This is a genomic window from Caballeronia grimmiae, from assembly GCF_000698555.1.
Classification (GTDB): Bacteria; Pseudomonadota; Gammaproteobacteria; order Burkholderiales; family Burkholderiaceae; genus Caballeronia; species Caballeronia grimmiae.
Map to the genome: position 1 here is coordinate 1 of NZ_JFHE01000020.1, position 24,903 is coordinate 24,903.

Sequence of the window (24,903 nt, forward strand, 5' to 3'; positions counted from 1 at the left end):
CGTGTATCAGTTTACAAGTGCCGATGACATCAGTCCCGGCTTCGTCCATGGGCTCCTCCACGATAGCAAGCAGGCCCGAGACCCGCATCGCTCAGACTACCATGCATTCGTCCGTTCAAACCGTCCCTTGGTCGAAGCCCAGCAGAGCGGCGCGAGCATGGCGAGAGAGGTTGCCACCAGAAGCGGCAAATCGCGAGGACCAGAGAACGTACACGCCGTGTTGGTAAGCAATAGTGCCGACCTCATCATCTGCAGCTTGATGTTCTTCGTACAAAACAGCGTCCGACCGTCATGGCGAGCTTGCCCGAGTCCGAGCACGACCGCCAGGCAGACGTATCGCAAGAGAGCAGGATCAGGAGCGAGACAGTCGCGCTGATTGATTCACGGTTGTATCGCACGCGGCGAATAATGCCGTTGCTCCGATCATGATGAGGATGCCAGAACCAGCGGCCCCTGCCCGTAACGAGGCGTCCGCTACTCGGTCCATCACGATCACGTTCGATTGGCGGTCACGCTTCCTCGTATCGATGAAAAGGTAAGGTCCTCGATGCCGCGGAAAACAGCGCGGCTTTCAGCTTCCTGCGTCGTCTTCACGCTTCACGGTCGATCTGCGACAGGTCCAGACCTTTCGTCTCCGGGGCGAAGCGCAAGATCAAACTTCCCACGCGGCCACGTCCGCTCGCCATTGCGACGCCGTGATGTCTCGATCCCACGGCCGGTTGGAGTCGGAAGATCGGACCACTCAGAAAGCATGCCCTCTACCTGGTTTTGATTACGACGGCAGTCGCATGTAACCGGTATCATATCTATGCGCGACACGAAGCATTCGCGCTTGGGGAGTTTTTCCAAGCCGCGTTGTGTCAGTCCTATTTAAGCCTTATGAAACCGCATACGCAAGGAGTTCGAATGAAAGACGAGACGAGCGCGCTTGCCGAAACGCGCAGCCGGGACACATTAGGCGCGATCGGATGCTCGAAGGTGGTAGCCGGCATGTGGCGCGTTCGCGAGTGGAACATGTCCGCCGCGGCGCTCAATCGGTACGTGCAGGAAAGCATGGCGTTGGGCGTCACGACGTTCGATCACGCCGACATCTACGGCGGCGGCGAGGTCGAAGCGCTGTTCGGCGATGCGCTCGCACAGACGCCGTCATTGCGCGGGAAAATGCAGATCGTCAGCAAGGCGGGAATCAGGCCGCGTGGTTCATCGGCAGGCGCTGTCGGGGTCAAGCACTACGATACGAGCCGCGTCTATCTGCAAGCGGCGGTCGAGCGCTCCTTGCAGCGTCTGAAGACGGATTATCTCGATCTGTTTCTCATTCATCGCCCGGACCATCTGGCGAACAACGACGAGATCGCCGATGCGGCCGAAAGCCTCATTCAGCAAGGCAAAATTCGCGCGTTCGGCGTGTCGAATTTCACGCCGCGACAGTTCGATTCTCTCCGCGCCAAAATCGCGCTCGCAACCAATCAGATCGAGTTCTCCCCTTTCGAACTTCAGGCACTCGACGATGATGTTTTCACCGCGCTGTCAGCGGCGGCAGTGTCACCGATGATCTGGTCCGCGCTCGGAGGCGGACGTCTTTTCTCCGAGACCGACGAACTCGCCGTCCGGCTTCGCCAGGAACTGACCACGCTGGCGGAGAAATACAACGCGCCCTCCTGGATATCGATCGCCTATGCGTGGATCTTCACGCTTCCATGCGCGCCTTATGTGCTCGTGGGTAGCCGGCGCGTCGAGTCGTTGCAACAGGCGCTGGATGGTCTCGGCGTGAGGTTGAATCGCGAAGACTGGTACGCAATCCTCGAAGCTGCGCGTGGGAAACCCGTTCCGTAAAGCATTTGCGCGCAGTGCGCAGTCCTGTCAATTTGGAAGCGGGTACAGCAGCACAAACCTCACTGTTCTACTGATCTCGTACGGCTGCAAAAGGCACAACTACGAGGTTACCCTGATGGAGCGCTCACAGCGGGGAGTCGATAATGAGACCGGTTACATTTCCCCTCGACAGGCATCCCCTGCCCTCAGCCGGAAGCCGAGAACGCCATGCAACGAATCACCTCCGACGAAGCCGCGAGCCTGGTGCGGACGGGCGACACCCTGTTGATCAGCGGATCGGGCGCCGGGCATGCCGTACCCGAGGCATTGCTAGCAGCGGTCGGGCGGCGGTTCCGTCACGAACATCAGCCGCGCGATCTCACATCGATCAGCGTGGTCGGAATCGGAGACCGCATCTCGCTGGGCGCCGATCATCTCGCGCAGGTCGGGCTTATCCGGCGCGCCATATCCGGCGCGCTCATCGACTCGCCCGGCCTGCTGAAGATGGCTGCAAGCGATCTGATCGAGGCCTACACGCTGCCGCAAGGCGTCCTCTCGCAACTCATGCGCGAAATGGCCGGCGGACGACCGGGACTGATTACGAAGACGGGGCTGCATACTTTCATCGATCCTCGTCAGCGAGGCGGGCGGCAAAGCCCGAGAACGGAAGAACAACTCGTCGAACTCATCCACCTCGACGGCGAAGAGTGGCTTCGATTCAAGCCGCTTCCCATCGACGTTGCGTTTCTCCGTGGCACGACAGCGGACGAGGACGGCAACATCACGATGGAGCAGGAGGCCGTGCTGGGCGAAATGCTCGCCATGGCACAGGCGACTCGCCGTGCAGGCGGCGTCGTCGTCGTGCAGGTGAAACGCATGGCGCGCAGCGGCACGTTGCCGCCGAAGCAAGTGAAGATTCCGGGCATTCTGGTTGACTTCGTCGTGGTCGAACCGGAACAGCGCCAGACCTACGCCACCTATTACGATCCGAGCTATTCGGGCGAATTGCGCGTGCCCGTTGCCGAGATCAAGCCCATTGCGTTCGGCCCGCGCAAAGTCATCGTGAGACGGGCCGCGATGGAGTTGTATCCGTCCGCCATCTGCAATCTCGGAGCGGGCATATCGACGGGTTTATCGACTGTCGTGGCAGAAGAAGGAATCCTCGATGCCGTCGTGCTCACGAATGAACAGGGATTGATCGGAGGCGCGCCGGTCACGGGCCGTGACTCGGGCGGCGCGCAGAATTTCGCCGCCATGATCGAGCAGACATCGCAGTTCGATTTCTACGATGGCGGCGGCCTCGATCTCGCCTTTCTTTCTTTCGCGGAAGTCGACGCGCAAGGCAACGTCAATATCAGCCGCTTTGGCAACAAGATCGTCGGGGTCGGAGGCTTCGTCAATATCAGTCAGAACGCCCGGCGCGTGATTTTCAGCGGCACGTTCACGGCGGGCGGACTGGACGTGCAATGGACGCATGGCCGCGCGACTGTCGTTCGCGAAGGGCAGCATCGCAAGTTCGTCAGCGCGCTCGAACAAATCTCTTATAGCGCCGCATTCGCGAGACAGCGCGGAAACTCAGCGTTGTTCGTGACGGAGCGGGCCGTGTTCCGGACTGGGGCGGCGGGGCTCGAACTGATAGAGATCGCGCCGGGCATCGATATCGAGCGCGACGTCTTCGGGCAAATGGCATTCAGGACGCCCGTCGCTTCCGATGTGCGCGAGATGGACGTCCGGCTCTTCGGGATTGGCCCGATGGGTCTCGCCGAGGACATGTCGCGCAAGGAGCGGCGCTATCGCTCGGAGCGGGTTGCCGAATGGTCGCGCACACGCGGCTGACAGGTTCGACGGCTTTCACGCTGTGGCCAAAGCCGTCGTCGAGCGATTCATCAAATAGTTAATTCACGTGATCAGCACCACTGACCGATTAGAGGATAAACCGTCACGCGTGGCGCTCGTGACCGGCGGAAGACGCGGTCTCGGCGCGGCCATGTCGAAGGCTTTAAGCGCAGCCGGATTCGATATCGCGATTGCGGATCTCGTCCACGATGACGATGCAAACGAAACGCTTCAGGTAATCCGGTCCGCAGGCGGGCGAGTGGCCTTCTTTGAAGCCGATATCGCGGACATCGACCGTCACGATGCATTGCTGGATCAGGTGCAGACGTCCTTGGGCGCTGTTGAGTGCCTCGTCAATAACGCCGGAATAAGCGTGGAAACACGAGGCGATCTCCTGGACGTGACGCCGGCGAGCTTCGACAGACTTATCGATGTGAATCTTCGCGGAACCTTCTTCTTGTCGCAGAAAGTGGCGCGCCGTTTCGTTCGCGGCAATGCGTCGCGCGAGTGGTTCCGCTCGATCATCAACATTTCATCGGCAAATGCTTTTCTGGTCGCGACCAATCGGGCCGAGTACTGCATATCGAAAGCTGCGATCACGACCTTGACGAAGCTGTTCGCCGCGAGGCTCGCGGAGTTCGAAATTCCCGTGTACGAAGTTCGCCCCGGCATTTTCCAAACGAAAATGACAGAGGTTGCAAGGAACGACTACGACAGGAAGATCGACCAGGGCTTCTCGCCAATCGCGCGGTGGGGGCGCGAGGAAGAGCTCGCGAAGGCCGTCGTGTCATTGGCAACGGGCTGTCTTCCATTCAGCACGGGAGAGGCCATTCATATCGATGGCGGGCTTCATATCCATCGCGTCTGACTTGTTCGGGTCATCACCTGAAGCGGTACCTTCGAAAAGATCCTCATCATGAAGGTATCGATCACCGGCGGCGCAGGCTTTCTCGGCATGCAACTGGCCCGTCTGCTGCTCGAACGCGGTGCCCTAAACCTCGAAAGTCATCCCGCCAGAATCGAGCGACTCACGATGCTCGACGTCGCCGCGCCTCGCGGCATGGACGCGAGCCACCTCCTTGACCGGATCGGCAGCTTTCTGGCTGAGACGCGTGCGCGACCGTTACCTCACGCAGCGATCATGCTGCCCGCGCTAAAGAACTTGCTGGAACGAGTACGCAGCGGCCAGAAGGATGCCAGTTCGGTCGCGGCCTGCATGACCAAAGGCGCCATCTCGGCGATGCGGCTTTCCGTCATGCGCGCGCTCGGTCCCGCCACGCTGACGACGCCGAGCGCGGCGCCGCCGTCCGGTGGGCGAATGGCCGCCGCTAACGCACTCACGCCCGGCTCGCCTTCGTTCACCGCGATTCCGTATCCGCGATTCCTGGTCGCCTCGATCTCTTGCAGGAGCGCGTCCAGTGAACGAATGACGTTCGGGCCGTACTTCTCCGAATCGCCGAATCCCACACGCAACACGTTCTCCGCCGCCTGTTCAGTGGCCAAAGTAGCGAGCCATGCCTTGCCGGTCGCCGTCGCGTGCAGCGGAACCGCGTTGCTTCCCAGCGTGGGCTGGTAAAGCAGCCCGCCCGTCGCGCCCTGAGCGTGCGCGACCCACGTCAACGAAGAGCCGTCGACCACCGCCAGCCGCACAAACTCGCGGGACTGGCTCGCGAGACGATCGACCAGCGGCTGGCAGATATCCGGGATTCCCGTGGCAACGAAAAATCGCTGCCCCAGGATCGCCAGCCGCATCGAGAGTCGATAGAAACCGGTCTCCGCGTCCTGTTCGGCCCATCCGAGGTCGACCAGCGTTGCGAGCAAACGATGCGCGCCACTTTTCGGCAGATCCAGTCGCGTTGCGATTTCACCGAGCGGCATCGCAACGGCACCGTCCGCCAGCAGTTCGATGATGTCGAGGCAGCGCTCTGCGGGAATATGAGCCATAAGGATTACCGGTCGAGAAAATACTATGTGCGTGCGACGAAGAAATTCATGATCGCGCCGATCTGGCCGGCGTGCATGTCACGGCCGTCCGCCCACTGGCAGCCATGATCGAGCGCGGCTTGGACGATGGCCGTGGGCGTCGAGGACAAGACGACATCGCCGATCAACGTGTCCGAGGTTAGCGCGCCCAGATCGCCCGGCAGGCCGTCGTCCGGACGCATGCCAACCGGCGACGCATTCACGATCATGTCGATATCGCTACGATCGTCGCTTGCGGCCTGCACATCGCACTCGGGAAACACCTTCGCCAACGACGCAATGAGCGATTGCGTCTGCCGTGGGTCCGGATTGACGATACGAATCGATCGCACACCGGCGTTGGCGAGCGCACATGCGATAGCGCTCCCCGCCCCGCCCGCGCCGAACTGCAGCACGCGCCGGCCGCGAACACGCGCGCCCTTCGCAAGAAGACCGCGAACGAAGCCTTCGCCGTCGAACATGTCGCCCGTCCAGGAACCGTCGGCCTCACGCCTCAACGCATTGACGGCGCCAATGCAGGAGGCTGTGGGTCCGAAGCGGTCCGCGAATGCCGCCACGCGCGCTTTCAGGGGCGCCGTGACGAGCAAGCCATCGAGGTTGCCCAGGGCCATCAACGCCGGGATGATTTCAGCGCATCGGTCGGCGGACACTTGCATCGGGACCAGAACGGCATCGATGCCGGCGGCCGCGAACTGTTCCGTGTACACCTGCGGCGACCGCACTTGAACGATCGGATCGCCAACGATGCAGAACAACCGGGTCTTCCCCGTGATAGCAGGCGTGCTCATCGCTGGACGCCTCCATCGCGGGAATTATGCCACTTCGCCACACGCTGCGACCGGTAGCGCCGCGCCTTGCCATGCACGTCCGCGCCAAGCCCCATGAGCGAGGGATTGAAGATTCGTGCATCCATTTCCTTGAGGGCCTTCGACACCGCGGGCCTGAATCCCATGTGCGCAATCACGTCACGTTCCACATCGATGCCGGGTGCAATCTCGATCAGCTCGAGCCCCTGTTCGCCGATCGTGAACACCGCACGTTCGGTGACGAAAAAGGCAGTCTGCCCCTTTGCGCGCGCCATCGACGCGCTGTAGCAGATCTGCTCGAGCTTCGGCACGAATTTCTGATGCCGCCCCTCTTGCCTGATGATCGTGAGTCCCTGCTCCCAGCCCACGTCGAGCTCTCCCGCCGTCAACGTGCCGCTGAAGACCATGCATCGCGCATTCGAGCTGATATTGATGAAGCCGCCCACACCTATGATCTTGTCGCCGAAGCGGGAGACGTTGACGTTGCCCTGCGCGTCGACCTCGGCGAACGAAAGGAACGCGACGTCCAGTCCGCCGCCATCGTAGAAATCGAACTGCGCGGGCTGCTCGATCATGGCGGCGAAATTCTGGCCGCCGCCGGAATCTCGTCCGGTGATTGGTGCGCCGCCGATGATCCCCTGCTCGTTGGTCAGATAAACCGCGTCGAGCAAACCTTCTTCGGCGGCTACCGTCGAAAGGCCCGTGGAAATGCCCGCGCCGAGATTGCAGATTGCACCGGGAAAAAGCTCCATCGCCGCGCGTCTGACAATGACCTTGCGGGGGCCGAACGGCAAAGGCTTGATGCCCTCCACCGGAATGCGCAGTTCGCCGGAGTAACTCGGATCGTAGTACGTCGCGTAGGTCTGCCGCTGTTCCGTATCCACGACGACGAAATCCACGAGAATGCCGGGGATCTTCACCTGCTTGGCCGGCAGGGTCCCGCGCCTGGCCATCCGCTTGACCTGGACCACGACGATACCTCCGGCACGGCGAGTCGCCTGCGCCATGGCGAGCATTTCACCAAGGACCGCTTCCTCTTCCATCGTGACGTTGCCGTCTTCGTCGGCGGTCGTCCCGCGAAGGAACGCGACGTTGACCGGCACTGGCTTGAAAAAGAGCCACTCCTCACCCGCGAGGTGGACGACTTCGACAAAGCCCTCCGGCGTACGCGGACTCTGACGGGCACCTTGCTGGCGCGGGTCGACGAATGTGTGCAACCCCGTCTTCGTCAGGAGGCCCGGACGGCCTGCGGCCATATCGCGCATCAACTGCGAAAGCACGCCCTGGGGTAAGGTATAGGCCTCGATCTTGTCTTCGGCTGCGAGACGCACGAGTCCGGGCGAGTCGACCAACGCGCTCGTGATTGCACGACGCAACAGGCCTTCGTGCGCCAGATGGCTCGCGCCCAACGCGGCTCGATCGCCCACGCCCACTACGCTGACTGACGTCAGTCCCTGTGGCTTGTTCTCTGCGAGAAAGCGCCGCTCCACGGCCGCAAGCAACGCCTCTGGCACGGCATGGCCTCCGCCCGATCCGCCGATGAGGATCGCGTCCCCGTCCTCGACCAGCTTCGCCGCTTCGTCTGCACTTATTCTTTCCATGATCCGCTCAGTCTTTCGTGGTCACTCGACGTGCCCGGCGACGTCCCGCGAAGCCGCCAGGCCGATCACTGTTCGCCCCAGCGCACGACGCGCTGCTCCTGCACGCCTAGCCCTTCGACGCCGAGCCGCATCACGTCGCCCGGCTTGAGATAAGCCTCCGGCTTCATGCCGAGGCCCACACCCGGAGGCGTACCGGTGGTGATGATGTCGCCCGGTTCCAGCGCCACGTACTGACTCGTGTCGGAAAGAATCTTCGCGATCGAAAAGATCATGTCGCTCGTCGACGAGTTCTGGATGCGCTTGCCATTCAGTTCGAGCCAGAGCCCGAGGTTCTGCACGTCGGCGATTTCATCGGATGTGACCAGCCACGGACCGATGGGCCCGAAGGTCGGAAACATCTTTCCTTTCTGCCACTGGCCGCTTCGTTCGAGCTGGAACTCGCGCTCCGAGACGTCGTTGCAGATGAAATAGCCCGCGATGTAATCGAGCGCCTCGGACTCTTCGACATAGTGCGCGCGCTTCCCAACGACGAAGGCAAGCTCCACTTCCCAGTCGGTCTTCGTCGAGCCTTTCGGAAGGAGCACCGGATCGTTCGGACCGGACACGCAGGACGGCGCCTTGCTGAAGATGATGGGGTCGGTCGGAATCGGCGCGTTCGTCTCGATGGCATGCTGAACGTAATTCAAGCCGATGGCCAGAAACGTCCCCGGTCGCGCGACGCACGGTCCAAGACGCGTATCGGCGCCGACGAGCGGAAGGCTCTGCAGGTCGATCGTCTTCAATTGCCGAAGGCCGTCGCCCGCGAAGAACGCGGGATCGAAGTCCTTGCAATGGTCGCCGAGGTCGCGAATCTGTCCTTGCGCGTCGATGATGCCCGGGCGCTCCTGACCGGCTTGACCGTGTCTTACGAGTTTCATTCGCAGTCTCTCTTGAGTGGTCCAGCGTTCAAAGTTCCGCCGGCGCATGTGCGAGCCGGCAGATTTCCATCGCATACGTCGTGCCGTCGGGGCGCACTTTTACGCCGAGCGATTCGAGCTTGCGTGTGTCGAGCAGATCACGGGCGCTTTCGGCCGCTTGCGGCGTGGTCGCTTCGACGAGTACGACCCACGCGGGCACGTCGAACTCACGCGTGCTCGACTCGGCCGTGTCAATATGGCTGCCGGATTGATCCGCCATATAGAGATGGCAGGCGACGACGCTGGTCAGCGCGACAGCACGAGGAAACACGTCCGTGCACAGATGCGTCTTCATCGCATCGGCCTCGGCGGCGGGCACGTCCAGGCGCAATGCCAGCACGTGGCCCCCGCTACTCGACCCGACCGAGTGCACGATTCGGCATACCGCTCTCGATGTGTTGCGGAAGTAGCGCAGCGTATCGACCGTTGCGGGCGTCGGCGCGTTCAGGCGTTGGAGATAGGCCGGCGACACCACCACGTTCAGATCGACCGCCTCGTACATCGTCAGCCATTCGGGGGAGTGACCCGGGCGGACGTACCGGCGTCCGCGCCGGAAACCCGGAATCGAAAGCCTTTCTGGAATGTGCTCCTTGTCGTGCCATTGATAAAACTGCTCGCGGCCTTCGGAGGCCACATCGTTCCAGACGAGAACCGCGCCATCCCCGAGCAAGGCTGTGTCAGCGGTTTGCGCGTTTTCAGTAGTGCCGATCTTTAAGTTCATCTCACTCATGATCTTTGTTTCGCCTCAATGGCCCGTGAACGACGGTGGGCGCTTCGAGAAGAACGCGTCCACACCTTCATGCAGGTCTCGGCTGTCGAAAATCTTCTGGAGCGCCACGGTCGACATCGACAGGCCCGCATCGAGCGGGAGATCCTGCGCGGCATCGACGAGTTCCTTGGCAAGGCGGTTCGACACCGGCCCTCGAGCGGCGATGATTCCCGCAAGTTCGAGCGCAGCATCCAGCGCGGTTCCGTCATCTGTCACGCGATCGACCAGACCCCACGACAGCGCCTGCGCGCAATCAATGGTCTCGCCGGTGAACAACATGAGCTTCGCGCGCGCCGGGCCTACAAGACGAGTGAGTCTCAGCGAACCGCTACCGGCGAGCCCGCCCAAACGCGATTCGGTCAGGCCCATCACCACGCCGTGTCGCGCCACGCGCAGATCGCAAGCCAGGGCGAGTTCGAGACCACCGCCGAGCGCCGCGCCGTCGATAGCCGCGATGGTCGGCATCGGCAGGCGCGCCAGTTGACGGAGCACCATGTCTTCGAAAAGGATCTTCTTCTCGGTGGCCTGCTCGCGAATGCGCGCGAATTCCTTGATGTCGCTGCCCGCGCAAAAAGCGCGCGACTGACTTCCATGCAGAATCACGCAACGGATATCGCCCATCGTGGACACTGCTGACAAGGCCTCGTTCAACTCGCGCAACAAATCGGTCGTGACCAGATTCAGCGGCCCGTGACTGATTCCCACTGTGGCGATAAAACCGTCCACCGCGGTCGTGACCAAACGGCTGACGTGTTCCGTTGCTGTGCTCATGTCGTCCTGTCGTTTGCCAGAGTTACGATGCGGCCGACGTGGCCTTAGGCACCTCGATACCATGCAGCACGCCCATGCGTTCGAAATGCCCGTAGATACGGTCGACGTAGGCCGCAAATTCCGGCGCGTCGCCGAGCACGATGGGGCGCGGACGCGGCAGATCGACCGTGATCTCGTCGACCACCTCACCGGGGTTCGGGCTCATCACGAATATGCGGTCCGACAATCCGACCGCTTCTTCCACGCTGTGCGTGATGAAGACGACGGTCGGGCGGCGACGCAGCCACAGCGCCTCAAGGTCCATCCGGACCTGAAGCCGGGTCAATGCATCCAGTGCGCCGAACGGTTCATCCATCAGAATGACGGACGGATCGTGAACCAGCGTCCTGACGAGCGAGACGCGCTGGCGCATACCGCCCGACAACTGCCGCGGATACTTCTGCATCGCGTGCGTCAGACGCAATTGCTCGAACAGATCCTTTGCACGTGCCTCGATCTTTTTCTTCGGGAGCCCGCGAATGTCGGCCTGCAGCATCACGTTCTCGAGCGCCGTTCTGAACTCGAGCAGCAAGTGATCTTGAAACGCGATCCCGACATCGGTGATCGGCTTGGTCACCGGATTGCCGTTGACCAGAATGTCGCCCTGACTCTGCTTGAGCAGACCCGCGATCATCAGCATCAAGGTGCTCTTGCCGCATCCGGAAGCACCGACGATGGAGACAAACTCGCCCGGCTGGATGTCGATATTGACTTCCTTGAGCGCCAGAAACGGCTTGTCGCTGTCTTGGCCGAAGGTCTTGGCTACGCGTCGGATACTGATCGGCACGCCTGACTTCGTCGCAGCGTCCCGCTGCCCGGCAACCTGAGTACTCATGACTTCCGCTCCTCGCCGCTCGCGGCGGCCGAACCACTTGCTGCGACAGCAGAAAGGGGAACCTTGGACACCAGCAAGGCTTTTTTGCCTTTCTGAACGACCCGGTCGTCCTGATCCACGACCGAGACATCGAAGGTCGCGATGGCTTGCGTCGGCCTCGACTTGCTTTCGCGAAGCTCACTGATCTCGTAGTTGACGAAGATCGTATCGCCAACAAAGATGGGGCTGAGAAACTTCCATTCGTCGATCCCGAGAAACGCGATCGCGGTCTCGCGCAACTCGCCCGTGCGCGCCCACATCAGGCCGTGCGCATAGGCAAGCCCGAGCATGCCGTGCGCGACGCGGCGGCCGAACTGGCTGGCTTTCGCGTACACATCGCTCGTATGAAGTTCGGAGAAGTCGCCTGTAAGGCCTGCGAATCCAACCAGGTCCGCATCGGTGATCGTTCGTCCGGGGCTGCGAAATTTCAATCCGACTTCGAGGTCCGAGTAACGCAGTCCCATGTTTCGCTGTTCAGTCATGACGATCCTTTAGTCACTTGCACGCACGCATGGACGACGTTGGCGGAAGGAAGTCGTTCGTGTAGTACGACTTCGGGTCGCGACCCGCCGGCAACAGACCGACCTGCGACAACAGATCCTGCGTCTTGACCCATTGGGCGTCTTCCGCTTTACCTACGTACTTCGCGCCGCCGCTGCAGAAGAGCGGCGTGATGGCCGCAAGCTCCGCCGTCGCCGTTTTCTCCGACAGATTCGGGAAGACCGCCTTCAGATCCTTGATCGCCTTGGCCGGGTTATCGAGCGCGAAGCTCCAGCCTTTCAGGCTCGCGGCAACGAACTTCTTGACCACGTCGCTGTTGTCCTTGAGATAGGTATCGTTCGCGAAGATCGAGGTGCTGACGGTCGGCACGCCGTAGTCCGCGAAGCGAAAATTGGTCAGCTGTGCGCCTTGCGCTTCCAGCTGGATCTGATACGAATCGATCGATCCGAGAATCGCGTCGACTTGTCCCTGCAACAAGGTCGGGACCATCGACGTCAACGGCATGTTGATCAGGTTGACTTCCGATTCCTTCAGCCCGTTCGCTTTCAGGAAAAGCGGAAGCATCGTCGTCTGGGACGAACCGGACGGAACGCCCACCTTCTTGCCTTTGAGGTCGCTGATCGAGTTGATATTGGTCTTCTTCAGAGCCGAGACTTCGTTGGGGTTGGATTGATAGACTGTCGAGATGACCTTCATCGGCGCGCCCTTCGCGATGAGCTGACTCACCGCGACGGCATCGGCGTAGGCCAACTGCACGCGATTCGCGGCCACGAGTTGAGCTGTATTGCCCGATCCATTGCCTTCGATCAACGTGACGTCAAGGCCCGCATCCTTGTAGTAACCCTCGGTGAGCGCCGCGGCAAACCCCGCATTTGAGCCCCCTGCTACCCAATTCAGCTGGAATGTGACAGGCGTCGCTGCGACGGCGGTGACGCTCACTCCGAAAACCAACGCTGACGACACGGCGCTTGCGGCGAGCGTACGGCTGATAAAACGAAGCATCTTCTTAGTCTCCAAAGGTGTTGGTGTCGGCCACGGCGACTCAGGGCCAATCGCTCTTTCGTTCTCGACGTTAGTTTTTATCGCGCTGCCAGGGTGTCATCGCCCATTCGGCGAATTCGACGATGTAGTTGATGGCAATGCCGATGAAGGTCAGCACGGCAATCACCGCGAAGGTCAGGCCGATGTCCATCGTGCTGGTCCCCCGGAGCAGCACATAGCCCAACCCCTTGTTCGCTCCGACGAACTCGGCGACGATCGCAGCCGTGGCCGCGATGGTGGCGGACGTCTTGATGCCGGAGAAGATGACTGGAAGCGCTGAGGGAAGACGCAGATAGCGGAAGGTTTGCCACGAGCTTGCGCCCATGGATTGCGTCAGATAGAGCAGACGATTGTCCAGGATCTGAAAGCCGCTGACGCTGGCCAGCAGCAAGGGGAAGAAGGTCATCAGCACGGTGAGCAGCACCTTCGACTCGATGCCGAAGCCAAGCCAGACCAGGAACAGCGGCGCCACTGCGATCTTCGGCACGAGCTGCAGAAACATGAGCGGCGGATAAACGACCTGTTTTGCAAGCGGCGACAGAGCGATGACGAGCCCTACCGGGATTGCAGTCACGATCGTCAGTCCGAAGCCCCAGACAATTTCCGTCACTGTGACGATCGAGTTGCTCCAGAGCTGCGGATATTCTTCGACGAGCCGTGAGAAGACCAGCCCGGGACCGGGCATGACATACGCGGGAATGTCGAAGACGCGCACCGCCGCCGCCCAGATTGCGATGATGGCCACGAAGGTCAACGGTGGAAGCAGATTCCAGCCGAGCCGCTTGAGTTTGCGCAGCCCGGCGGACGAACGTGCTTTGGGGCGTTCGGCCGCTCCCGGTTGCCCTCCGTTTCCGCTCTGCAGGCCATCGACCTGCCGCGACGATAACTTCAATGACATGAGTATTCCTCCCGCGAGTGAAGTGCAGCACGGTTGTACGCTTTGCTTGAGTAGCCCGGGCAGACCGTTCGGATCAGCGTCCGGCGCTCGATAACCCTTCAGATGCTACGTCGTTCGTTGATTGAACTCTATTCAATCTTGGCCGTAAGCTATGTAGGGAGTTTCCCGAGTTCTGGGTCTAACCCGCGCGGGCACTGGATAGTTTTTTAGTGGCGTGTCCATGCGCTGTGAGCAGGCCTTCTATTCCGTCGGGAAGAGATGCTGCGTTTCGACGCAGTGTGGTGACGTGGTCGCACCGCCCGCCGATTCGCGCAAGGGCGCAGTGATGAGATATGGCGTTGATACAATCGGCAACTCACGCGAACCCGGCCCGCGAGCCCGACATCCCCACGCATGGCGAAGAGCAAATCAGTATCGGTACAAGCGGCCGAACGGCACGTCGCCGGAAAGCGGTCGCGCAGCTCGGGCGTGACCTTGCGCGACGTCGCTCGCTTTGCCGGCGTGTCATCGGCGACCGTTTCCAGAGTGATGAACAATCCGACGGTCGTCTCGGACGAGTTGCGCTCCCGTATCATGGTCGCGATCGATCATCTTGGCTGGGTGCCGCACGCCGCGGCGCGCGCACTTGCAACCCAGCGGACCGGAACGATCGGGGCAGTTTTCCCTACACTGGCGAATGAGCATTTCGCATCAGCAATACAGGCCCTACAGGAATCGCTCGAACAAGCTGGATACACACTTCTGCTGGGCTGCTCCGAGTACGACCTCGATCGCGAATACCGGCAAGTCAGGACCATGCTCGAACGCGGCGTCGACGCTGTCGTATTGGTGGGCGAAGCTCATCACCAGGATCTGCAACCCCTGCTTCGGCAGCGTCAGGTTCCGTTCGTCAACACATTCGTTTATAGAGAGAACAGTGACGCGCTATGCGTGGGTGTAGATAACCACCAGGCATTCTTCGACTTTACGACTTATCTAGTGGGTCTGGGGCACCGTCGGTTCGCAATGCTGTCGCAGCACACCGATACCAACGATCGCGCACAGGCGCGGCGTGAAGGGGTTCGCGATGCGCTTGCCGAGCATGGGCTGGGAATATCTGCCGCTCACATGGTCGACGGCGTGTGGGGCGCGCGCGTCGGACGACAGCTCTTTTCGAAAGTGATGACTACGCCGCAACCGCCGACTGTGGTCATTTGCGGCAACGGTTCCTTTGCCATGGGTGCCATGCTTGAGGCGATGCATCAGGGCTACAAGATTCCGGACGATCTCAGTCTCGTTGGATTCGATGATTTTGAGCTCATGTCCGAGCTGCCCATACCGATTACTACCGTCCGTGTTCCGAGCGCCGAAATCGGAGCGAATGCGGCGAACATCATTCTTGCCGAGCTTGCCGAAGCGGGCACCGCCCGGAGCGTCAAACTGGACGCCGAGTTGATCGTGAGAGCCTCATCGGGCGCACCTCCGAAAGCTTCAAGGAAGCGTACTTAAGCACCTTCGCTTCGTTTTTATACGAACCGCATCTGTGACGCAAAAAGGTAGCGCGCGCGATCTTCGCGTTTGTATATCTGCGTTGCTCCACGAAGATCGGCGTCCGACTTGCGCACTTAAGATGCCAGTGCGCATGGTGCAATTACCCGAATCAGCGACTGCCCTGATTAGCGGTACGGCGCTTGACCAAAGTAGTGTGCCGAGTGCGGTCGTTCCTGCTAAAACCGAGTGGAAAAAGCGACGCTCACCATCTTTACGCTTCTCGTCGCCGTCGCTCCGGTATCGACCGTGCTCGAATGCGGCGTCGGTCAGTGCGACGACGATCCCCTGCACTATCTTCTACTCGAATGCTCAGCGTGCGCGCCGGATCGCCGCTGAAAAATCCGCATCCACAACGGAATGTTCGTGCCGCTCGATCAGGCAGCGTGCCTTGAGTTCATCGAACGTCATGGAACGATCGAGCAAACCGAGGGCGTAGCTGTATTCGTCGGCGTGTCCACTCAACAACACTTTCCAGCTATAGCGCAAATGCGGCGCGACGGTGCGGGCGTGTCGAAGGATGTTCGTGGTGCAGTTGTTGACGAGCGTGTGATAGTGCTCGGGACGCCCGTTCAACTCGTTCACGCGGCGCAGATAATCCGCGAACAGCGCACGCACGGTTTCTACCGGCACGTCTGCTCGATAAAGCGTCACGCGTTCGCGACGCACGTCGGTTCGCACGCCAATGAGATCGCGCTCGTCGGCGACCACGTAGATCAGCCTGTAATTCCGGAACAACCCCTTCCAGGTCGAGTAACGCTGTCCCTGCTTGCGACGCGTTTCGATTGAGATCGCGAGATAGCGGCCATCGTCGAAACCGAAGCTCACGAACACATGCGCAATCGACTCGTGGGTCCAGCGCGAGACCACCAGATCGACGCTCCGCACACTGCCGAGGCTATATCGAGCGTCGTAATAAGAGGGGATGGAATCGTCGCGGGTGCGATACGAGAAATTCCGGATGTTGCGAATGTGCACTTCATCGCCGTGATACACGGCGGACGCGGTGCGGGCGTATTCCGAAACCCACTGCGCCTCTTCTTTCACGCGCTGGCCCAAGACATATTCGCCACCAGCAAGACTTGTGTAACGAGATTCATCGAGACGAAGCTCGCGTGATAAACCTGATTGCGGGTGCGAATGGCGAACAGACAGCCTATCGCCACTAAAGCGGTTCTGATCCAGTACACGTCGCCCAGACTCGCGACGTGTATTTCACCTTTGATGAGCGAATCACCGATATCGATCACGCATTCCGTCAATAGCAGCCCAAAGAACCATCTGCGCCGCGACAGAAAATACTCGCGATAGTCCTGATACTCACGAATCGAATCGGGAAACAGCATCGCGCACATCAGATAGATGATGAACGCATACAGAATCAGATAGAGATAGATGCCGAAGGTCCAAACCGGAATTTCGCGCAAGGAAAATTCCCACCACCAGAACTGCAGGATGTTGAGAATGAGCGACGCGACCCACGCAAGGTGAATCGCGTAGACGTTCGTGCGCGTCGGATGCTGAATCGTCGAAGAAAGCCCTTTCAGCATGTGCGTCAGACCCAGGCTGACGATCATGCCCATGACGATCCGCACATGCGTGAACTTCTCCATTTGACGCGCCTCAGGCCCGACGCGCTCGGCGCGCATGACGCATCGTCAGCGCAGCCAGTGCCAGCCATCCGATTGCCGGCGGATGCGTGACCACGCGCAGCGCCCGCGCGTAGTCGAGCACGAGGCCGGGCGTCCACGCCATCGTGTGCGCGCGGTGACGGATCTGCGCCGCGATCCACAATTCCGGCATGACGACCAGACGCAGCACGTCGGCCCATCCGCCTTTCCGATATTCCGTGCCTTCGAGCGCGGCTTCCAGCGCTTCGGCGACCGTGCTCGAACAGTTGCGGCTCGTGAGGTTATAGATCCCCTTGGTCTTGAACTGATCTGTAAATGTTTCGAGGCGCCTCGCGTCGTAACGGCGAAAGGTGATCTTTACCGTTGATTCGCACCAGCTCGCTGCTTCCTCGGGATAGCTCGGCAGGTAGCGGCCCGCCACGTCGTTCGACGCATCTGCGCGAAGCAGGCGCGCGAACTCTTCGGGTGCGCGGTCGATTTCGACCGCAGGATACAGGCTCAAATACAGGTTGCCCGCTTCGAGCGCGGCGTGGCCTGTCGAAATCACGCCCTTCGAATCCACCGCGGCAATATAACGATCGATCACCGGGCGTCGAATAGCCTTGTCGCGCGCGGAGCCGACCGGCGTCCAGACGTGGACAACCATCGGCGTGAGCGACGGTTCGCCGGCGTGCGATGCCATGCTCTGCCCCGCGGCCGACGTGCGAAGACGCAGATAGAGCCAGACCATGCGACCGCCGCCCACCACGAACCACATGCCGATGCAATACGGAACGGTGCCGCGATAATGCGTCGGATACGGCTGAAAGAAGATGATCGCCAGTACGATGCTCAATGCCCCGAGCGCGGCAGTCGTGCGCCAGTGACGATAGCGGACGATATACGCCGCCGCGATCAACAGGCAACCTTCCAGCGCGAATCCGACGCCGAACAGCATGGCCAGCGCGAAATCCGTGTAGCTATGGCGGACGATGACCAGCACGCCGATCAGCGCGCCAATCACGCCTTTGGAGTAACGGAAGCTCGTCTGCAACGAAAGCCCGCTGCGCGTCATACCGATCGTGGAGATACCTTCGAGCAGCAGGAGCAACCCGAACGCCTGCAACGGGAACCACAGTGCGCCGTCGAACGCATCGAAAACCACGAACACGCCGATCGCAAACCATGCCACGCCAAAGGCCAGCAGCTTGGGTAGATGTCGCTGGGAGAATTGAGCCCCGAGCAGGAGCAGAAGAAGCTGGATCATTTGACGGACCTTGCAAGGGAATGGACGCGGCCAGTTTCACCCGCTTCGTCGGACGCCAGCGCATCGTACGAAGCCATGCTGCCGCGCAGGCAAAGTTGCAGCGCGTCGAGGGCGCGCGCGTGGCGCAGTATCGCCGCGCGGCCGTCCCTGCCCGCCAGTGGCGTGTCGAGTTCCGCGCGGGCCTGACGCTCGTCTTCGAGCAATGCGGTGACAACAGCATCTCCGCGACGGCTCTCGTCGAGCAGACGCACGAATGCCGCGACGTTTTCGCGCGATATCGACCGCGCTTTCTCGTTGATCGCCAATGCCCGGTTCCAGATCGAAATGGCGATCGCGGCGACCCAGACGAGCAGATTGGCAGGAACGACCCACACGGGCAGCGGCAAGGTCTGCTCCGCGCCGCGCAGCCACGCCTGATGCTCCGCGGCCGTCATCTTTGCGATGACACCCGCATTGAGCACCGCGTCTTCCAGCGCGTGGTGCCGGGCAACTTCGATGTCCACGCCCTTCGACGCAAGCAGCAATGCAACGACGAAGATCACGATGCCCGCGACGAAGATGTTCTGCCGATGCTCGCCTTCGTAGATGGAGCCGATCGCCTCACGCAACGAATCGAGCATCAGCACCGACGCGACGATCGGCAGTTCAGCGCTGCCAAGAAAGTTGACGATGCCATGGTTACCGCCGACCTGCGCGTGCAGCATCACGAGCACGGCGGTGACGAACACGGTGAGGATGACACCACCGACGGCGTCTGCAAATACAGCCTTCTTCATATCTGCCAGATTTATAAACTGAATTCCGAACACAGCCGTGGCGGCCGACGCGCCATTCGCACCCGAAGACGTGTCTGCATTACGGAATGCGAGCGGAAAACTTGAGGAGTTCGGGAAAGCACTCGTCTCGGCGTTCGAACGGCAGGCAGAAGTGGCTGATTGAGCTAATACAACGCTCGACTGTCGTTCACTGAACTAAACGTCGCCACTCTGACGGCGTTGCAGGCAGCGGCAATGCGGCGCAGCCGAAGATAACGCGCAATCAACGGCAGTTTTGCACTGCTGTTCGGCGCATCGCCGGGCCGACCAGTGCCTTAAGCTCCGATGAAGTTGTCATATCCGATGGCCGCCTCAGAGATGAGCGAAACGCTGTCGTTGTGACAGCCACCCAGAATCGCTCCTGACGCCATGACTGCCCTCATCCTCACCGAATCCGGATCATCAGCTTGTCCGAAGCCTGACCGCCACAAAAAGTGATGCGTGCTCTTTACCTATGGCGCTCCGTGAGGAAGATGGCACGCGGCCTTCCGGGCAGGATCGCGCTTGGCATCCTGTCGGTGGTCGTTACGACGATGCTCGGCTGCTGGTTGTTGAGACCGGCGGTTCCGCGCAGCATCACCATCAGTACCGGTCAGCCCGGCAGCTCGCTGTACTGGATGGGCAGGCAATACGCCAAAGTTCTCGCGCGCTATGGCATCACGCTCAACGTCGTGCCCTCCGATGGTTCGCGGCAGAACCTCGAGCGTCTGCTCGATCCGGGGCAACAAGTCGACGTCGCGCTGGTTCAGAGTGGCGTCGCCAGAGACCAGCAAGCGGCCGAACTGATGTCGCTCGGCAGCGTGACTTATGTGCCGTTGCTGGTGTTCTATCGCGGCAACGTCTTGACGTCCTTGTCGCAACTGAGCGGCAAGCGAATCGCCATCGGCCGGGAAGGCAGCGGCACGCGCGAGCTGTCGCTCAAACTGCTGGCGGCGAACGGCGTGACGCCCGGCGCAGACACGATGCTGCTATCGACCGACGGGCTCGAAGCGGCCACTCAGCTCGTCGATGGCGAGGCTGATGCCGTCATCCTGAGCGGAGACTCGGCCACGCGCGCGCTCATGCTGCGTCTCTATAGGGTTCCAGGCATCTCCCTCATGGATTTCGCCGATGCGCCCGCGTATACGCGGCGCTTTTCTTATCTCGACGAGATCGACCTGCCGCCCGGCATACTCGATCTCGGCCGGCGCATTCCGCCGCAGACGGTGCACCTCATCGCGCCGACTGTCGAGCTAGTGGCGCGCAAGGGCCTGCATCCCGCGCTGTCCGACCTGCTCATCGAGGCGGCACAGGAAGTCCATGGAAAATCGACGATCATGCAGCGGGCAGGACAGTTTCCCAATCCGATCGCGCGTGATTTTCCGATCAGCGAGGAGGCGACTCGTTACTACCGTTCCGGAAAGAGCTACCTCTACCGCACGCTGCCCTTCTGGCTCGCGAGTGCGACGGATCGGGCGCTCCTGTTGCTCGTGCCGCTCATGGTGCTGATCGTTCCGGCGCTGCGGCTGATTCCCGCGCTATATCGCTGGCGGGTCCGATCACGCATCTACCGGTTCTATGGCCGTCTGCTGGCGGTCGAGCGCAAGGCGCTCGCACTGGCCGCTGGCGACGACCGTCGCCCGCTGCTTGCGGAACTGGCTTCCGTCGAACAGTCGCTGGACAGCATACGGCTTCCGCTTGCCTATGCCGATGCGCTTTACATCTTGCGGGAACATATCGTCCTTGTGCGAGCACGTCTTGGCGTCAGGAGAAAACGTCCTCTCCATGGCTGAGTGCCGGTGTGCCGTGAAGCGACGGGGCAAGGCTCCGCACCTTACAAGATGTTCAAGCTAACGAAGGCGCTGCCGTTATCTCGGAAAGGCTTTGGATGACATTGCAAAGCATCGAAGCCGCGCACGTTCCTCGAACCTTATGCGCGGCACTGGAACAGATGTCACCGTCCGTCCTCCGGGCACAGCGACCATTCTTCACATAAGCGGACATGCGGCGTTTCATCGGCACTCTCATTTTTATCGCGCTTCCTTTTCTCGTGTCGTGCGGAGGAAACTCCAATACGCCGTCGATTCAAGCCGCTGCGTCGGCCAACGTCTTCTCCTCGACGGTGGGGACGTCTGCTGCCGGTGCATCGGACCCGGCGACGACCGGTGCGAAGAACGTATTACCCGTCAGAGTGCAGACGCCGAACTACGACATCAACCGGGCTTTGATCAGCGTCACTGTCTGCGTACCTGGCACGTCCGAGTGCGAAACGGTCCATAACGTCATGGTGGACACGGGATCTGTCGGCTTGCGATTGCAGCGTTCCGCGCTCAAGCATCCCGAACGCTTCGCGGCGATGCCAGGGCCCGGCGCGAATGCGCTGGCCGAATGCTATCGCTTCGTGTCTTCGGCGGCGTGGGGCATCGTCACTCGCGCCGATGTCCGCTTGGCTGCCATTCAGGCATCGAGTATTCCGATTCAGATCGTCGATGAAGCGAGCGTGTCGTACGCGGATCATCAACGCCCCGACTCTTGTTTGAAGGGCGGCAAGCCGACGTCGAACGGAACGCTCGGCATCGCTGCGGTATCCCTGAACGACTGCAGGGATCCATGCTTCATTTCGCTCAAGACGCCCCGGTACTACGAGTGCACCGCGGATGGGTGCGCGCCGGTTGCGAGGCCCGTGGCCGCGAATTTCCGTGTTGTTCATCCGATCGCGGCACTTCCCTCCGACAACAATGGCTACGTGCTCGACGTGCAGCCGGTGCCCGAGTCAGGCGCGATCGCGACGCGGGGAACACTTACGCTCGGTATCGGCACGCGATCGAACAATGCGCTCGACGTGACCAACGTGGTCGATCTCGCGCCGGATGGAACCTTTACCACGGTCTGGAACGGCCAGTCGTACTCCGCGAGTTACTTCGATACAGGCACCGAACAATATTATTTCGCCACATCGCCGGCCGACGCGCGCGAGTGCGGCTCCCACTGGTGCGCAACGCCCGAAGCAAAGTTCTCGGCAACGCTGAAGGGCCAAACCACGGATGCGACCGCGAACTTCCGCGTCGGCGATTCGGCCAGTCTGGTCCGCAGCGGCAAGGGCGCGTTCAGAAACGTTGCCATCATCGCCAGGAAGGACTCGCGCGCCTTTGTCTGGGGCATGCCCTTTTTTATCGGACGTAAAGTCTTCGTGAGATTGACGGACGGGTCGAGCGGGTCCGGCAATGCGTATTACGCGTTCTCCGATGCAGTCTTTCCCTAACGCTTTTACTGGAATAACTTCCACGAGCGCAAGCGATGTCGCGCATCGAATCGGCTCGCGCGACCATGACGTTGATGGTCCGTAAGCCGTCAATGCACTAGTGGTATCAAAACTGACAAAGTGCGTCGGCGGTGCGATCGCTCATCAAGAAAACTAAAAATTGGCGAGCGCGCCATCAGCGCACCGCCATTCGATTAACGCAAGTTTGATCACTCTGAAATTCGTGAAGCCAACCCTTATCAGTACCGCAGCGCTCGCCGTCTTCTGCTCCGCTCTTGCAGGGTGCGGCGGCAACTCTGGACCGTCGGCTTCCGGCAGCGTCTACATGGGTCCGCTCAGTAACGCGACAGTCGAAGTTCATGAACTCGCGGCAGACGGCACCGTGTCCGACAAGCCGGTCACGACTGCGACCACCAAGTCCGACGGTTCCTTCGTGCTTAAATCGACACTGCACTATCCGGTGTTCGTCCGGGTCACAGGCGGTTCGTACGAGGAAGAGGCAACCGGCGCCACGACCACGCTGAATGGGGAACTCGACGCGGTGTATTTGACCGCGCCCTCGCAGATGGTCGTTTCCGCCTACTCGAACGCTGTCGTCGCCGACGCACGCGCCGCCGGCGGCCTTACCGCCGACAACATCGCCTCAGCGATGTCGCGTGTGAATGCCTTCGCGGGCGATATCGACGTGAGCGAGACCATCCCGACGTTCGTTTCGACCGGCGCCACGCCGGAAGTATCCGACGGCGCGAAAATGGCGCTTGCGCTCGGCGCGGAGTCCCAGAGCCGCACGTCGCTCGGTCTCTCAATCGGCGAGAGCAGGCAGAATATCGTTGCGCAAGCCGGCAACGGCGACAACCTCGCCCAATGCAATGCGGGCGCGGGCAACATCAATGCGGACGGCACGCTCGACGCACCAGTCAGCGGTAACTGCGCGATCACGACGGCCGCGGCCGCCTACGTCGGCGGCAGCCGCAACAAGTCCGGCATCAAGAATGTGTCGGCGCTCAAGAACGTGCTCCCCGGTCATGCGGCCTCGGTGTCCATCAGCGGCGCGGCGTGCACGGATCGCGACAAGTTGCTGAGCGAGCTCGGCACGCTGTTCGCCAATCGAAACAACGAGGTGCAGGCACAGCTCGGAAACGGCGTCACCGTGGCGAACTGGAAAACCTTCGCCAACGGCGGCACGTGGGGTCCGTTCGCTGCCAGTTACGGCCCGGTCACGGCGGCAGCCTGCGGCAGCGATACCGGCGCGTTCCAGCGCGAGCTGGTCATGGCCGTGGAGAACTACTGGGTCGATCAGGGCTTGAACTATTGCCACCATCACATTCCCGGCTGGTTGCCGCCGAAGTCGCCCGCAAAATTCCGCAACTTCTCTCCTAGCGGCACTTCCGGTGGCAGCACGTCCAAGATGACGTGCACCGCGAACCGTCGCGCCGACGGATCGCAGAGCCTTCGGCGTTTGACTACGAGCGACGAGATTCAGTGGCAAGGCGTCGATTGTTCCAACTTCACCTCATGGGTGTACAACTTCGCCGGTCTGACGCAGGATACAAACAACCTCGAAACGGGAATTGGTTCGCAGGCTTGCTCTACCGGGGACGATCCGCTCGTGAGTTCGGGGAAGAGGGAGCCTGGCGTGTTGCTGGACATCAACCAGGGCAACATCGCCAGCATGGTCGGTTATCTCAAGCCGGGCGACCTGCTGTACGTCACACAGAAGGCGAAGGTCTCGGCCAACGTCGGCGCAGTCACGACGGCGGACGGCTACGATGTCTCGCACGTCATCACGTGGACGGGCAAGCACTACAACGAACTCAAGGCGAGCGATCCGGCGCACTTCGATCTCAGTACGCTGGGCAAGGTCGGATCGCGTCTGGGCGTCGACATCGGGTCGTACCTGTCGACGCTGGACGGCAAGAGCATGCCATTGTCCGAGCTGGGCGAATCGACGGACAAGGATCCGTGGATGATCATCGACAGTCACTATGCCGGACCGGCCTATCGCCCTTTCGTCATCCAGAATGCGACGATGAAAGCCGACTGGTACGCGGCAAGCCTCTCGCACGTGCGCCGTATCATCGATGCGGACAAGGTCCAGGCCGACCCGGTGCTCGCACCGCTCGTCATCACGCAGACAGCGAGTTCGAGCAACAGCGCCGGTCCTGTGCTGACCTTCGCATCGAAGGCGTCATGGGCCAGTGGGGCTAACGGCTATAAGCTGATTTACCAGCGTCCGGATTCGAAGTCCATTCCCTCGTGCTATCGCGTGGGTACGCCGCCGGTTGCCGCAAGTACCGCGGCAGCGCAGTAAGGCTCATCGGCGACTGGACAAGGTGTCGGCGGCGACGATCCGATAAGCGTAAGCGACCGGTTCGTCGTCGATCGTGAGGCGGTGCTTCTACGTATGCGCTGGACGCCTCCCCACACATGCTGGCCCAGCGAAATCGCCGGTTAGCCTTGCGAACTACCGTCTTTTCGATCGATTGAAAATGCGGCTCATGGTTAAGATGGGTGACATCACGGCGTCGCATCGGATCTCATCGACTTGCTGCCCAT

General features: G+C 61.0%; 21 protein-coding genes. 7 read left to right on the forward strand and 14 right to left on the reverse strand.

Annotation, left to right across the window (positions count from 1 at the left end; all coding sequences use genetic code 11):
• Positions 1-906: 906 nt before the first annotated feature.
• The 3 genes from BG57_RS19285 to BG57_RS19295 all read left to right on the forward strand — a co-directional run bounded on the left by BG57_RS19285 (position 907) and on the right by BG57_RS19295 (position 4,516).
• The gene (locus BG57_RS19285; RefSeq protein WP_052005891.1) at positions 907-1,833 is read left to right on the forward strand and encodes an aldo/keto reductase; all 927 of its coding nucleotides are present in this window, start codon (positions 907-909) and stop codon (positions 1,831-1,833) included.
• Positions 1,834-2,040: 207 nt separating this feature from the next.
• Positions 2,041-3,648: an acyl CoA:acetate/3-ketoacid CoA transferase gene (locus BG57_RS19290; RefSeq protein WP_035967248.1), complete on the forward strand. Its 1,608-nt coding sequence runs from the start codon at positions 2,041-2,043 to the stop codon at positions 3,646-3,648.
• Between the two features lie 109 nt (positions 3,649-3,757).
• On the forward strand, positions 3,758-4,516 hold the full coding sequence (locus tag BG57_RS19295; protein ID WP_035967250.1) for a 3-ketoacyl-ACP reductase: 759 nt from the start codon (positions 3,758-3,760) through the stop codon (positions 4,514-4,516).
• A 260-nt stretch (positions 4,517-4,776) separates the two neighbouring features.
• On the opposite strand, the gene BG57_RS19300 is transcribed toward BG57_RS19295, so the two are convergent.
• From BG57_RS19300 to BG57_RS19345, 10 genes are all read right to left on the reverse strand, one after another.
• Positions 4,777-5,592 (reverse strand): IclR family transcriptional regulator, encoded by an 816-nt coding sequence (locus tag BG57_RS19300; protein WP_035967251.1) that lies wholly within the window; start codon positions 5,590-5,592, stop codon positions 4,777-4,779.
• A gap of 23 nt (positions 5,593-5,615) precedes the next feature.
• Entirely contained in the window at positions 5,616-6,419 is an 804-nt protein-coding gene (locus tag BG57_RS19305) for a shikimate dehydrogenase family protein (RefSeq protein WP_035967253.1), read from the reverse strand.
• A complete protein-coding gene (locus BG57_RS19310) occupies positions 6,416-8,038 on the reverse strand; it encodes an acyl CoA:acetate/3-ketoacid CoA transferase (protein ID WP_035967254.1) in 1,623 nt (540 codons plus the stop codon). Before BG57_RS19310 ends, BG57_RS19305 begins: the two co-directional genes overlap by 4 nt.
• Before the next feature lie 65 nt (positions 8,039-8,103).
• Positions 8,104-8,955 (reverse strand): fumarylacetoacetate hydrolase family protein, encoded by an 852-nt coding sequence (locus BG57_RS19315; protein WP_035967255.1) that lies wholly within the window; start codon positions 8,953-8,955, stop codon positions 8,104-8,106.
• 28 nt (positions 8,956-8,983) lie between these two features.
• On the reverse strand, positions 8,984-9,724 hold the full coding sequence (locus tag BG57_RS19320; RefSeq protein ID WP_075583169.1) for a hypothetical protein: 741 nt from the start codon (positions 9,722-9,724) through the stop codon (positions 8,984-8,986).
• Positions 9,725-9,739: 15 nt separating this feature from the next.
• Complete coding sequence (locus BG57_RS19325; protein WP_035967257.1) at positions 9,740-10,534, reverse strand: enoyl-CoA hydratase/isomerase family protein; 795 nt, start codon at positions 10,532-10,534, stop codon at positions 9,740-9,742.
• A 22-nt stretch (positions 10,535-10,556) separates the two neighbouring features.
• Positions 10,557-11,408, reverse strand: a complete 852-nt coding sequence (locus BG57_RS19330; RefSeq protein WP_052005893.1) for an ABC transporter ATP-binding protein — start codon at positions 11,406-11,408, stop codon at positions 10,557-10,559.
• Positions 11,405-11,929 carry a MaoC/PaaZ C-terminal domain-containing protein gene (locus BG57_RS19335; protein ID WP_229753986.1) on the reverse strand — a complete coding sequence of 175 codons (525 nt, stop codon included), beginning with the start codon at positions 11,927-11,929 and terminating at the stop codon, positions 11,405-11,407. Before BG57_RS19335 ends, BG57_RS19330 begins: the two co-directional genes overlap by 4 nt.
• A 13-nt stretch (positions 11,930-11,942) precedes the next feature.
• A complete protein-coding gene (locus BG57_RS19340) occupies positions 11,943-12,950 on the reverse strand; it encodes an ABC transporter substrate-binding protein (RefSeq protein ID WP_035967260.1) in 1,008 nt (335 codons plus the stop codon).
• A gap of 70 nt (positions 12,951-13,020) precedes the next feature.
• A complete protein-coding gene (locus BG57_RS19345; RefSeq protein WP_052005894.1) occupies positions 13,021-13,887 on the reverse strand; it encodes an ABC transporter permease in 867 nt (288 codons plus the stop codon).
• Positions 13,888-14,280: 393 nt separating this feature from the next.
• On the opposite strand from BG57_RS19345, the gene BG57_RS19350 reads away from it, so the two are divergent.
• Positions 14,281-15,375, forward strand: coding sequence for a LacI family DNA-binding transcriptional regulator (locus BG57_RS19350; protein ID WP_035967261.1), 1,095 nt, complete (start codon positions 14,281-14,283; stop codon positions 15,373-15,375).
• Positions 15,376-15,726: 351 nt separating this feature from the next.
• On the opposite strand, the gene BG57_RS19355 is transcribed toward BG57_RS19350, so the two are convergent.
• Genes BG57_RS19355 through BG57_RS19370 form a run of 4 tightly spaced genes read right to left on the reverse strand, consistent with a single transcriptional unit; the run spans position 15,727 to position 19,067 of the window.
• Positions 15,727-16,473: an Lnb N-terminal periplasmic domain-containing protein gene (locus tag BG57_RS19355; RefSeq protein WP_035967263.1), complete on the reverse strand. Its 747-nt coding sequence runs from the start codon at positions 16,471-16,473 to the stop codon at positions 15,727-15,729.
• The gene (locus tag BG57_RS33840) at positions 16,458-17,027 is read right to left on the reverse strand and encodes a hypothetical protein (protein ID WP_035967359.1); all 570 of its coding nucleotides are present in this window, start codon (positions 17,025-17,027) and stop codon (positions 16,458-16,460) included. Before BG57_RS33840 ends, BG57_RS19355 begins: the two co-directional genes overlap by 16 nt.
• 10 nt (positions 17,028-17,037) lie before the next feature.
• The gene (locus BG57_RS19365) at positions 17,038-18,291 is read right to left on the reverse strand and encodes an HdeD family acid-resistance protein (protein ID WP_035967264.1); all 1,254 of its coding nucleotides are present in this window, start codon (positions 18,289-18,291) and stop codon (positions 17,038-17,040) included.
• Positions 18,288-19,067, reverse strand: a complete 780-nt coding sequence (locus BG57_RS19370) for a hypothetical protein (RefSeq protein WP_035967266.1) — start codon at positions 19,065-19,067, stop codon at positions 18,288-18,290. Before BG57_RS19370 ends, BG57_RS19365 begins: the two co-directional genes overlap by 4 nt.
• Before the next feature lie 512 nt (positions 19,068-19,579).
• Here BG57_RS19370 and BG57_RS19375 point away from each other — a divergent pair.
• The 3 genes from BG57_RS19375 to BG57_RS19385 all read left to right on the forward strand — a co-directional run bounded on the left by BG57_RS19375 (position 19,580) and on the right by BG57_RS19385 (position 24,658).
• The gene (locus tag BG57_RS19375) at positions 19,580-20,878 is read left to right on the forward strand and encodes a TAXI family TRAP transporter solute-binding subunit (RefSeq protein ID WP_229753987.1); all 1,299 of its coding nucleotides are present in this window, start codon (positions 19,580-19,582) and stop codon (positions 20,876-20,878) included.
• 209 nt (positions 20,879-21,087) lie between these two features.
• Complete coding sequence (locus BG57_RS19380; protein WP_035967269.1) at positions 21,088-22,347, forward strand: DUF3443 family protein; 1,260 nt, start codon at positions 21,088-21,090, stop codon at positions 22,345-22,347.
• A gap of 325 nt (positions 22,348-22,672) precedes the next feature.
• Positions 22,673-24,658 (forward strand): lipoprotein, encoded by a 1,986-nt coding sequence (locus tag BG57_RS19385; RefSeq protein ID WP_035967270.1) that lies wholly within the window; start codon positions 22,673-22,675, stop codon positions 24,656-24,658.
• Positions 24,659-24,903 lie beyond the last annotated feature (245 nt).